Annotated in this window: 7 protein-coding genes; 1 reads left to right on the forward strand and 6 read right to left on the reverse strand. The window is 73.9% G+C overall.

What is annotated here, in order from left to right:
* Positions 1-57 precede the first annotated feature (57 nt).
* Complete coding sequence (locus LTT61_RS08480; RefSeq protein ID WP_233019373.1) at positions 58-1,605, reverse strand: amino acid permease; 1,548 nt, start codon at positions 1,603-1,605, stop codon at positions 58-60.
* A gap of 135 nt (positions 1,606-1,740) precedes the next feature.
* On the opposite strand from LTT61_RS08480, the gene LTT61_RS08485 reads away from it, so the two are divergent.
* The gene (locus LTT61_RS08485; RefSeq protein WP_233019374.1) at positions 1,741-2,778 is read left to right on the forward strand and encodes an SPFH domain-containing protein; all 1,038 of its coding nucleotides are present in this window, start codon (positions 1,741-1,743) and stop codon (positions 2,776-2,778) included.
* A gap of 138 nt (positions 2,779-2,916) precedes the next feature.
* On the opposite strand, the gene LTT61_RS08490 is transcribed toward LTT61_RS08485, so the two are convergent.
* The 5 genes from LTT61_RS08490 to eccE form a co-directional block, all read right to left on the reverse strand.
* Positions 2,917-7,803, reverse strand: a complete 4,887-nt coding sequence (locus LTT61_RS08490; protein ID WP_233019375.1) for an NAD-glutamate dehydrogenase — start codon at positions 7,801-7,803, stop codon at positions 2,917-2,919.
* Positions 7,804-7,927: 124 nt separating this feature from the next.
* Positions 7,928-8,614: a hypothetical protein gene (locus LTT61_RS08495; RefSeq protein ID WP_233019376.1), complete on the reverse strand. Its 687-nt coding sequence runs from the start codon at positions 8,612-8,614 to the stop codon at positions 7,928-7,930.
* On the reverse strand, positions 8,611-9,552 hold the full coding sequence (locus tag LTT61_RS08500) for a hypothetical protein (protein WP_233019377.1): 942 nt from the start codon (positions 9,550-9,552) through the stop codon (positions 8,611-8,613). Before LTT61_RS08500 ends, LTT61_RS08495 begins: the two co-directional genes overlap by 4 nt.
* Before the next feature lie 67 nt (positions 9,553-9,619).
* On the reverse strand, positions 9,620-9,955 hold the full coding sequence (locus tag LTT61_RS08505) for a helix-turn-helix domain-containing protein (RefSeq protein WP_233019378.1): 336 nt from the start codon (positions 9,953-9,955) through the stop codon (positions 9,620-9,622).
* Positions 9,956-9,972: 17 nt separating this feature from the next.
* Positions 9,973-11,658 carry a type VII secretion protein EccE gene (gene eccE / locus LTT61_RS08510; RefSeq protein WP_233019379.1) on the reverse strand — a complete coding sequence of 562 codons (1,686 nt, stop codon included), beginning with the start codon at positions 11,656-11,658 and terminating at the stop codon, positions 9,973-9,975.
* Positions 11,659-11,667: the final 9 nt, after the last annotated feature.

Below are 11,667 nucleotides of genomic sequence, written 5' to 3' on the forward strand. Positions count from 1 at the left end.
AGCACTGGGAACAGAACTCCACCCCGGGCGGGTGGCCCGGGGTGGAGTGGAAGGCGGTCAGTCGCGGTCGTCGGCCGCATCGGATTTGCCGAGCACCACCGCGGGGCCGCCGCTGCCCGGCGGCCGCTCGGCCACCACCGGGAAGGCCCCGGTGTGCCCGACCCGCGCCGTCGCGATCGCCAGCACCCGCTTGCGGGCGAGGAACCAGCCGCCGACGAAGAGCGGGAACACCACCAGCAGGGTCGCGATCACCGCGCCGCGCTGCACCGCGTCGTCGCTGAAGAGCATCAGCAGCACCACCGTGGCCAGGAAGACCAGGGTCGCGTAGCTGGTGTACGGCGCGCCGAAGAGCCGGAACTTGGGCCGCTCGATCCGCCCCTCCTTGGCCCACCTGTACAGCTTGAGCTGGCAGAGGATGATCGCGCTCCACGCGGCGATGGTGCCGAGCGCCGACATGTTGAGCACGATCTCGAACGCCTGCTCCGGGACCAGGGCGTTGAGCCCGACGCCGAAGAGCGCGATCGCGCCGGTCGCAAGGATGCCGACGTAGGGCACGCCGCCCTTCGACATCCGGGCGGCGATCCCGGGGGCGCTGCCGCTCATCGACATCGAGCGCAGGATCCGGCCGGTCGAGTACAGCCCGGCGTTCAGGCTGGAGAAGGCGGCGGTGAGCACCACCAGGTTCATCGCCGAGCCCGCGCCGTCGACGCCGATCTTGGAGAAGAAGGTGACGAACGGGCTCTCCCCGGAGCGGAACGCGGTGTAGGGCAGCAGCAGCGCGAGCAGCACCAGCGAGCCGACGTAGAACAGCGCGATCCGGGCGATCACCGAGTTGATCGCGCGCGGCATGACCTTCTCCGGGTGCTCCGTCTCGCCCGCCGCGGTGCCGACCAGCTCGACCGCCGCGTAGGCGAAGACGACGCCGGTGGTGACCAGGACCAGCGGCATCAATCCGCTCGGGAACAACCCGCCGTTGTCGGCCATGACGCTCAGCCCCGTCGGCACGCCGTCGATCTCGGTGCGCCGGGCGAGGAAGACGGTGCCGATCACCAGGAACGAGACCAGCGCGACCACCTTGATGATCGAGGCCCAGAACTCCAGCTCACCGAACCAGCGCACCGAGACCATGTTGATGGCGACCACCGCGGCCAGCGCGACGAACGCGATCACCCACTGCGGCACGACCTCGAACTTGCTCCAGAAGTGCACGTAGGTGGCGATGGCGGTGATGTCGACGATGCCGGTCATGCACCAGTGGAAGAAGTACATCCAGCCGACCGCGAAGGCCAGCTTCTCGCCGTAGAACTCGCGGGCGTAGGAGACGAAGGAGCCGGAGGACGGGCGGTGCAGCACCAGCTCGCCGAGCGCCCGCAGGATGAAGAAGACGAAGACGCCGCAGATGGCGTAGACGAGGAAGAGCCCGGGGCCCGCGTGCGCCAGCCTGCCTCCCGCGCCGAGGAAGAGGCCGGTGCCGATGGCGCCGCCGATGGCGATCATCTGGATCTGCCGCGGGCGGAGCGCCTTGTGGTAGCCGGCGTCCTCCTCGAGCGGCGCGTCCGCCGCGGGGCCGGGGCTCTGCGCTTCGGGTGCGCGAACTGTAGTCATGCCGATGCCTTTCGCGTGACGGCGATCATATCGGTGATTAATGTACCGCCAAACAGCGGCACGTTCAATAGCGGTTCTCTAATTGGAGTGCCGCTATAGTGAAACGTGGGGAGCCGACTCGACGGAGGAGCGCGCATGGCCTGGTTGGCACGGGAGTTCATCGCGGTTCCCGAGAACCGCAAGAACCAGCTGGTCTACAAGTGGCCGGACGTCACCATCCGGCGCTACTCGCGCGCCATCGTGAACGCCGACGAGCTGGCGCTCGTCGTGCGCTCCGGGCAGGTGCTCGCCACGCTCGGCCCGGGCAGGCACCGGATCGACGCGGTCGAGCTCCCGGTGCTCGGCGCGCTGCTCGACGGCGTCACCGGGGGCAACCTCTACCGCGCGGAGCTGTACTTCGTCGCGGCCCGCGAGGTCACCGGGCTGCGCTTCGGCGGCAGGCTGGCCGACGTCCGCGACCCGGTGAGCGAGCAGGTGGTGACGCTGCGCGCCTTCGGCGAGTTCGCGCTCGCGGTCCGCGATCCGGCGGTGCTGATCACCGCGCTGACCGGGACCACCGACCTCACCGACCCGGCCGCGGTGACCTCGTGGGCGGCCGAGCTGCTGCTCAAGTCCATGAAGGTGGCCGTCGCGCGCGGGGTCTCCGGCGGGCAGTGGCCGGTGCTCGGGCTCTCCGAGCAGCTGCGGCCGATCGAGGCGGCGGTGCTGCGGGAGACCAATCTCGCGCTCTACGAGTACGGGCTGCGGATCCCGCGGATGGGCAACTTCGACATCACCCTCGCTCCCGAGGACGCCGAGCGGCTGAAGCGGCTCGCCAAGGACATCACCTACATCCGGCTGGCCGGCGACTTCCAGCGGTACGCCGCGGGTGAGCTCGCGCTCGGCGCCGGGCAGGGGCTGGCGCACGGGGGCGGAGGTGGCGCCGAGGGTGGATTGCTCGGCGCGGCACTGGGTTTGGCGGCGCTGCAGCAGCCCCGGGTCGTTCCACCCGCGATGCCGGAGCCCGCCGTGGGGTGCGGCGGGTGCGGGGCGGCGGCCCCGGCGGGCGCCCGGTTCTGCCCCGGGTGCGGCGCCCGGCTCGCCGCCGCGCCGCGGCACTGCCCCGGCTGCGGGGCCGAGGCCGCCCCCGGCGCGCGCTTCTGCGCCGCCTGCGGCGCCGGACTGCCCGGCTGAGCGGTTCGGTCGCCGCCCGACCGGTGGCTCGGCAGCCGCCGGCCGCCGCGCCGACCGGGCGCGCCGCTTCCTCGAGGCCGCACCCGGCGGTGCGCCGCGAGCCTCGGCGGGTGCCGGAGCCGCGGAGCACGCGCCGGTTCACCCGGATCGGGAGGCGTTCCCGGACTCGCCGCCGACCAGCCCGCGCACCTGCCGCGCCGCCACCGACAGGGTGGCGATGTCGTGGTCGTCGGCGGCGAAGATCTCGCGCAGCGCCGCGCCGGCACGTGCCAGCCTGGCCCGGTTGATCGACTCCCAGTAGGCGATCTTGGCGGCGACGCCGTCCTGCGGGCCGGTGGCGGCGAGTACGTCCCTGGTGAGCAGCCGCCAGGATTCGTAGAGGTCGTCGCGGACCGCGAGCCGGGCCAGGGTGTGCCAGCGGTCGCCGCGGGCGAGCCTGCCGACCGCGGTCAGCAGCCGCTCGATGGCGAAGTGCTCGTTCAGCGCGTACATCAGCGCGGTCACCTCCGCGGGGTCGCGCTCGGCGATCTCGGCGACGTCGACGGCGTCGAGCAGCGGGCACAGCTGGATCAGCCGGTACACCTCCGCGGCGACGCCCGCGGGCGCGCCGTGCTCGACCGCCCACCGCGAGCGCGCGGCGAGGTCGGCGGCGAGGTAGCCGGTGAGCAGGGCGGGCACCGCGTCGGCGAGCACCCGGACCCGGTCCCAGTAGCGGGCGATCTCGGCCCCGATCGCGATCGGCTGCGGCCGGTTGGCCAGCAGCCACCGCGATCCCCGGTCCAGGGTGCGCTCGGCCTCCAGCTCGAGCTGGTCGCGGACCGCGGTCGGCATCGGCGTGCTGCGGATCCGCTCGCGCAGCACCGGCAGGTCGAAGATGGCCGAGGCGACGGTGAACGCGCGGACGGCGTCCTCGGTGGTCGCGCCCGCCTCCTCGGCGAGCCGGAAGGCGTAGGTGATGCCGCCGTTGTCGACCATGTCGTTGACCACGACGGTGGCGACGATCCGCCTGCGCAGCGGATGCCGCGAGATGGCGGCGCCGAAGCGCTCACGCAGCGGGGCCGGGAAGTAGCCGGGCAGCACCCCGGCGAAGGCGGGGCCGTCGAGCAGCTCGCCGTCGAGCAGTTCGGCCTTGAGCGCGAGCTTGACGTGCGCCATGAGGTTCGCGAGCTCGGGTGAGGAGAGGCCGCGGCCGTCGGCGCCCCTGCGGTCGAGCTCGGCGTCGGTGGGCAGCGCCGCCAGGCGGCGGTCGAGCCCGTGCCCGGCCTCCAGGGCGCCGATCAGCCGCCGGTGCACGCCGAGCATGGCGGGCGCGTCCGCGCGGGAGATGCCGAGCCGGATGTTCTGCGCGATGTTGTTGCGCAGCACCAGCTCCGCGACCTCCTCGGTCATCGAGGCGAGCAGCGGGTCGCGGTCGGCGGCGGCGAGCTCGCCCGCCGAGACCGCCGCGTCCAGCAGCACCTTGATGTTGACCTCGTGGTCGGAGCAGTCGACGCCGGCCGCGTTGTCCAGCGCGTCGGTGTTCATCCGGCCGCCCGCGCGGCAGAACTCGATCCGGCCCAGCGCGGTCACCCCGAGGTTGCCGCCCTCGCCGATCACCTTGACCCGCAGCCGGTCCGCGTCCACCCGCACGGCGTCGTTGCCCTTGTCGCCGACCTCGGCGTCGGATTCGGTGCTCGCCTTGACGTAGGTGCCGATGCCGCCGTTCCAGAGCAGGTCGACCGGGGCCTGCAGCGCCGCCCTGATCATCTCCGCCGGCGCGAGCGCGGTCACCTCGCGGGCGATGCCGAGCGCCGCGCGCACCTCGGGGGTGACCGGGATCGACTTGGCGGTGCGGTCGTGGACGCCGCCGCCGGGCGAGATGAGCGCGGTGTCGTAGTCGGCCCAGGAGGAGCGCGGCAGCGCGAACAGCCGGGCGCGCTCGGCGTGCGAGCGCGCGGCGTCCGGGGCCGGGTCGAGGAAGATGTGCCGGTGGTCGAAGGCGGCCACCAGCCGGATGTGCTCGGAGAGCAGCATGCCGTTGCCGAAGACGTCGCCGCTCATGTCGCCGACGCCGACCACGGTGAAGTCCTGGGTGCGCACGTCGACGTCCAGCTCGTGGAAGTGGCGTTCGACGCTGGTCCAGGCGCCGCGGGCGGTGATCCCCATGGCCTTGTGGTCGTACCCGGCCGAGCCGCCGGAGGCGAAGGCGTCGCCCAGCCAGAAGCCGTACTCCCCGGCCACCCCGTTGGCGATGTCGGAGAAGGTCGCGGTGCCCTTGTCCGCGGCGACCACCAGGTAGCTGTCGTCGCCGTCGCGGCGCACGACGCGGGTGGGCGGGCGGGTCTCGCCGGTGGCCCGGTCGACGTTGTCGGTGAGGTCGAGCAGCCCGGCGATGAAGGTGCGGTAGCAGGCGATGCCCTCGGCGAGCGCGGCCTTCCGGTCGGCCGCCGGGTCGCCGGTGGGCGCGGGCGGGCGCTTCACCACGAAGCCGCCCTTGGCGCCGACCGGGACGATCACCGCGTTCTTCACCGCCTGCGCCTTCACCAGCCCGAGGATCTCGGTGCGGAAGTCCTCCAGCCGGTCCGACCAGCGCAGCCCGCCGCGCGCCACCGAACCGAAGCGCAGGTGCACGCCCTCGACCCGCGGCGAGTAGACGAAGATCTCGTACTTCGGCCGCGGCTCGGGCAGCTCGGCGATGGCGGGCGGATCCAGCTTGCAGGAGAGGTACTCCGGCGGCCTGCCCGCGGCGTCGCGGCGGTAGTGGTTGGTGCGCAGCGTCGCCTCGATCAGCCCGTGCACGGCGCGCAGGATGCGGTCCGCGTCCAACCCGGTGACCTCGTCGATCGCGGCCCGCAGCCGGGCGGCGAGCGCCGCCGCGCGCACCCCGCGGGTCGGCTCGGGTGCGTCCGGGTCGAAGCGGGCGGCGAACAGCTCCGCGCAGGCGGCGGCGATGGCCGGGTGCCCGAGCAGCACCCGGGTGATGTGGTCGAAGGTGTACGGGAACCCGGCCTGCCGCAGGTACTTCGCGTACGCCCGGAGCATGGCGACCTGCCGCCAGTGCAGCCCCGCGCGCAGCACCAGCTCGTTGAGGCCGTCGACCTCGGCGTACCCGAACCACATGGCCTCGACCGCGTCGGGGAAGCCGCGGCCGACGCCGGTGCGGGGCCCCGCGCCGATATCGCCCGCGCCGAGCCCGGCCTCCAGCTCCGGGTCGAGCGCACCGCGCAGCAGCGCGGCGGGCACCCGCAGCCCGAAGTCGAGGATCCAGCGATCCGCCGCATTCGCGCGCCGCACCCGGTGCGGGCGCTCGTCGACGACCTCGACGCCGAGGCTGTGCAGCACCGGAAGCACCCGGCTGAGCGAGACGCCGGCGCCGGTCAGGTAGAGCGTGAACCGCCACTCCCCCGACGGCGCGCCCGCGTCGCGGGCGAGGCGGGTGTCGATCTCGCCGTCGCGCAGCCGCTCCAGCCTGCGCAGGTCGGCCAGCGCGCGGTCCGGGCCGTGCTCGTCCCGGTAGCTCGGCGGGAAGGCGTCGGCGTACGCGTCGAGCAGCGCGGGGGTGATGTCGGGTGCCGCCGCGGCGGCGCCGCGCAGCCGGTCTGCCCAGGTCAGGGTGGCGTCCTGGAGCAGTTGCTGGACGCGGGCGCGGCCGTCGTCGGAGAGGTCGGCGGGTGTGGCGCCCGCGGCGCGGTGCACGGTGAAGTACAGGACGGCCAGCTCGGACTCGGTGGCCCTGGCGGAGTAGGTGATCCGCTCGCCGCCGTACTCGGCGCGCAGCACCTCGGTCATCCGCCGCCGCACCTCGGCGGAGTAGCGGTCGCGCGGGAGGTAGACCAGGCAGTAGAGGGCGTCGCTGCGCACGTCGCGGCGGACGAAGAGCCGCAGCTGCCTGCGCAGCCCGAGCGTCATCACGTCGGTGACGGTCTCGTAGAGCCTGCGCGCGTCGGTGGAGAACAGCTCCGCGCGCGGGAACGACTGCATCAGCTCCAGCATGGTCTGCCCGGAGAACGAGTCCAGCGCCAGCCCGGAGCGCGCGATGGCCTGCAGCGCCCGGCGGGAGACGACCGGGATGTCCAGGATGTTCTCGTGCAGCCCGGTGACGGCGAAGGTGCCGACGAAGACGTGCTCGCCCTGCACCATGCGCACGGTCTCGCCCGGCACGACGGCCCGGCTCCGCTCGCCCGCGCCGTAGTCGGCGACGCTCACGAAGTAGAGGTCGCGCGAGCCGGGCAGCAGCGATTCGACGGTGCCGTTGGACATGCGCAGCACCGAGCGCTTCGGCCCGAGCAGCGGGACCGTCAGCGCCACCGACGCGTCGTTGCGCAGCACGCCGAGCCCGGTGCCCGGCACCTGCCACGCCTCGTCCGCGGTGGGGTTCGCGCGGCGGATCCGGTAGTAGCCGTAGCCGAGCACGGTGAAGTGGCCACCGCCCATCCAGCGCAGCAGCTCGGCGCACTCGGCGATCTCCGGGTCGTCGGCGCGCGCGGCGGCCCGGTCCAGGCTGCCCGCCACCTCGCCGAGCGTGCCGAGCATGGCGGGCCGGTGCTCGGCGACCCGGCGCAGGTCGTGCAGCAGCGGCGGCAGCGCCGCGGCGATCCGGTCGGCGGTCTCGGCGGTGAGGTCGGGCGCGAGCTGCACGTGGATCCAGGACTCGGCGAGCCCGGCGAGCGGCTCGCCGTCCGGGACCGCGACCCCGGTAAGGGCGCCGCCGTCGTCCCTGGTCACTGCGAAGACCGGGTGGATCACCTCGGTCACGGTGGCGCCGAGCCTGCGCAGCGCGGCGGTGACCGAGTCGACCAGCATCGGCATGTCGTCGTTGACGATCTGCACCGCCGCGCCGAGCCCGCCCGCGTCCCCCGGCCGGTACACCCGGGTGGCCGCCGAGCCCGGCGCGCGCACCGCGGCCAGCTCGCGGTGGCGGCGGAAGATCTGCTCGGCCCGGCCGGAGCCCGCCGCGGCGGCGCCCGGCGGGAGCCAGCGGAAGTACGCCGCCTCCGGGTCGTCCCCGAGCTGCCGCGGATTCGTGAACTGAGTGGTTGCCACCATCGACCTGTCGCCTTCCCGAGCGGGATTCGTCCGCGCCGCACCCGTTCGGCTATCCCTTACTCCTGAACGAACGAGCCGTTATCTAGCGGCACGTTGAACAGTGTAACAAGAGGGGAGCGCCGCGTCACGGCATCAGCAGGCCGGCCCGGTTCAGGAAGGTCCGCGCGGCGGCGGAGCCGGTGAAAGCGCTGGTCTCCAGCACCAGGCCGGTGCGCGAGTCGGCGTAGAGCACGGTCGTCGATGGGCCGACGGCGGCGTAGACGCGACCGTCGAGCAGGGCGGTCCCGCCCGCCGACCGCCACCGGCGCACGGTGGCGGCCAGCTGCTCCGGCGCGGCGAGTTCGGTGTAGAGCGTCAGCTCGCGCCCGCCCGCCAGCCCGCCGAAGAGCAGCGGGCTCCCCGCGGGCAGCACGCACCGCTCGGCGCGGCGGCCGGCATCGGCCCGCTCGCAGGAGGTGGCGGCGGCGAGCAGCTCGGGCAGCGCCTGCGCCGCCGAGACCGGTGGCGGCGGCGCCACCGCCGAGCGCAGCGGCGAGCAGGACCAGACCAGCACCGCGCAGAGCACCGCGATCAGCACGCCGACGGCGGGCAGCACGAAGCGCTGCCACTCCCCGCCGAGCACGCCGGCGACCTTCTCGGCGTTCCGCACCACCTCGTGGGCGCCCTTGACCACCTCCTGCGCGCCGCGCACCGTGGTCTCGGCGACGTCGAGCGCGGCGCGCAGCGGCCCGCCGCAGTGGCCGCACCTGGACTCGCCGCCCCGGCTGCGATGCGCGCAGTACTCGCAGACCAGCTCGAGCGGGCCGGTCACCGGCCGGTCACCACGACCGAGGAGATGGCGGTGGTGTTCACCGCGGCGTCCCCGCTGGACTGCAGCACGGTGAGCACGATCCGGGAGGCGCGCAGCGCGGGCCGGATCGGCGTGACCACCAGGGTGCGCTGATTCAGCGTCTGCTGGGTGTAGACGGTGGAGTTGCCGTCGTCGAACTGGTAGGAGACCCGGCTGACCGTGCGGAATTTGTTCCACTGGTCGGTCCCGTCGGCGGCCACGCTGTCCCAGCCGGGGACGATGCCGATCGAGTCCACCTCGTAGGTCCGGCCCAGGTCGATCATCAGCACCTGGCCGTCGACCTTGTACGCGCGGACGCAGGACCACGCCTTCTCCGGCAGCCCGCTGAACGCGTCCATCGCCGCGGTGCTGCCCGGCGGGCACTTCGACTGCGCCGACTTCACCTCGATCGGCTCGGTGCCCGGCACCGCCGACGTGCTCGGCGCGGAGGTCAGCGGGGGCGCGGTGACGACCAGCGTGCCGATCGCGGCCTGCTCGTCGGTCCGGCCGCCGGTGCTCACCAGCGTCAGGATCAGCGCGAGCACCAGCGCCGCGGCCGCCGCGACGGCGACCTTCGGCCTGCGCAGCAGGGCGAGCCCGGCGGTGAGCGGCCCGGCCGCCCGGGGCCGTCGCGGTTCGGGGTCAGGCTCCGGTTCGGGGTCCGCGGCCTGCTCCGAGCGCGCGACATTGGCGAGGCCGGGCGGCGGCTCCGGCTCGTACTGTTCGCCGTTGAGCAGCGCCAGGATTCGCTCGCTTGCCTTCGGGCCGCCCGAACTCCGCAACGGTACCGAGACCGGCCCCGACTGCTCCGGGTCCGGTGCGCCGCGGCCCGGCCCCGCGAGCGCCGGATCGGCGAGCAGGGTGTCGAGGAGCAGCGCGCGATGATGGAGAAAGACATCTCCCGAGTCCTCGTCGGGCATGTCGCCGAGCGTATCCGGGCAGCTCCGGCGCGGGCGCGGGCGACATTCCCGCCGGTGGGAACCGGCGTCACTCGGAGAGGAAGTACTCCTGCGGCACGTCGAACACTCGGGCCAGCGCGATCACCAGGTCGAGCCGGGGGATGGCGTCGCCGTGGATCAGCCGGTACAGCCCCGACTGCGAGACCGGCACGTCCGGATAGGCCAGCTCCAGGTGCCTGGCCAGCGAGTACAGCGTCAGCGATCGGGTCGAGCCGTCCTCGGTGGAGACCACCGACTCCGCGATCAGATCCGACAGCCTGCGGGAGAAGATGGCCGCCGCCGCCTGGCGCGGCGTCAGCGCGGCCCCGTCACCCGGCGGTTCGGCCGTGTCGCCCATGGAGTCCGCTGCCACGGAAATAGTCATATCGCCTACGCACCTCGTCAGCTCACGCGACGTCCGCCGGTCGGCGGACTCGCAAGGGGGACAATGGAACCGGCGGGCGCGCTCGATGTGCGCGGGCCGTCGGCGGGATCGACGTAGCGGGTTTCTCCGCGTGGTTCGATCAGCTCTACCCGCACTGTACGCATCGGGATGCTGACATCCACCGCGGTCGCGCTCACCTGGGTGATGGCCAGGTCGGCCGAGCGCTGGCGCGGGCCGCCCGGCTCGTTGATCGTCACGGTGGTCGGCGCCTCGGAGCCGCGGGGCGGGAGCTGGTCGAAGACCGCGATGGTCGCGGGCGGCTCCTGGCGCGCATCCGATTCGGCCGCATAGGCGTCGACCAGCCGCAGCGACCGGTCGTCGCCCACCGCGGCGACCAGCTGCTGCCAGCTCTGCGGCCGCGCGGTGTGCACCTCGATATCGGCGCCGACGACCATCGCACGCAGCACGATCTGCTGCGCGACCGGCAGCAGGGCGTGCACGTCGATGGCCCGGCGGCGCGGGTTGTAGCGCGCGGGGTCGAAGAGCGGAAGCGCGAGGCTGTGCCGCGGCTGCCCGCTGATCGCCCCGAGGATCTGGCCGTTCGGCCCGATCGGGAGCGCGAGCCGGGAAACCACCTCGGCCGGGGCGATATCGGCGCCGGACTCCTCGCCGCGCAGGTCGCGCACCCCGACCGCGCCGGGCAGCGAAGCGAGCAGCGCGGCGGACTGCGCGCCGCCGAGCGGGCGCAGGTAGTCGGGCACCGAGGCGGAGACCGGCGGGCCGACGTAGCGCACCAGCGCGCGCGGCCCATCGGCCGCCGCGGAGAGCCCGATCACCAGGGTGGTGTGGCCGCGGCTCCACGACCAGCAGTCGTCGAGCCCGGTCTCGCCGAGCCGCGGCCAGTCGATGGCGAAGCTGGTCACGCCGCGGCCGGGCACCGACGACTCCAGGTGCCGCCAGGTCTCCCGCAGCTCGTCCAGCTCGACCCCGGCGTGCAGCGAACGGACGGCCTCGCGCAGCGCGCCCGCGGGCAGCGCGTGCGCCGCGATCCCGCGCTCGCGCAACCGGCTCGCGATCCGGTGCGCCGCGGTCGCCAGCGCCTGCGGCCCGGTCACCTCGACCGCGCCGCGCCGCGCCAGCGCGACCAGGTTGCGCCGCTGGTCGAGCCGGACCACCAGCCAGGTGCGCCGGTCGCCGACCACCGGGTGGCTGCCGATGAGCTGGTCGTAGAGCATGCTGTAGCCGCCGTCGGCGCGCACCCGGCGCCCGGTGGTGACGACATCGATATCGACGCCGACGCCGAACTGGTCGAGCATCGGGTACAGCTCGGCGATGCCGATGGTGTCCTCGGTGTACAGCGTGGCCTCGGTGACCACGGTCGGCAGGTCGAGGTTCGGGGCGAGCTGGATCATGGCGACCAGCACGCCGTCCTGCCCGCCGACCCCGCAGACCCCGGCGGGCACCGCGACATCGGTGATCGGCAGCGGCGCGGCGCGGGCCGCCGCCCTTGCCGCGTACCCGGCGCGGTAGGCGATCCGGTCGAGCAGCCTGCGCACGCCGGTGCGGCCCGCCACCCGCACGGTCACCATGACCAGCAGCGCACCGCAGACCAGCGCCACCACCCACCCCGGCGTGTGCGCCGAGAGCAGGACCAACGGCGGTCCGCCCGCGATCACGATCGCGGCGAAGGGGCCACGCTCCACACCTCCGAT

The sequence above is a fragment of the Nocardia asteroides genome (assembly GCF_021183625.1).
Classification (GTDB): Bacteria; Actinomycetota; Actinomycetes; order Mycobacteriales; family Mycobacteriaceae; genus Nocardia; species Nocardia asteroides_A.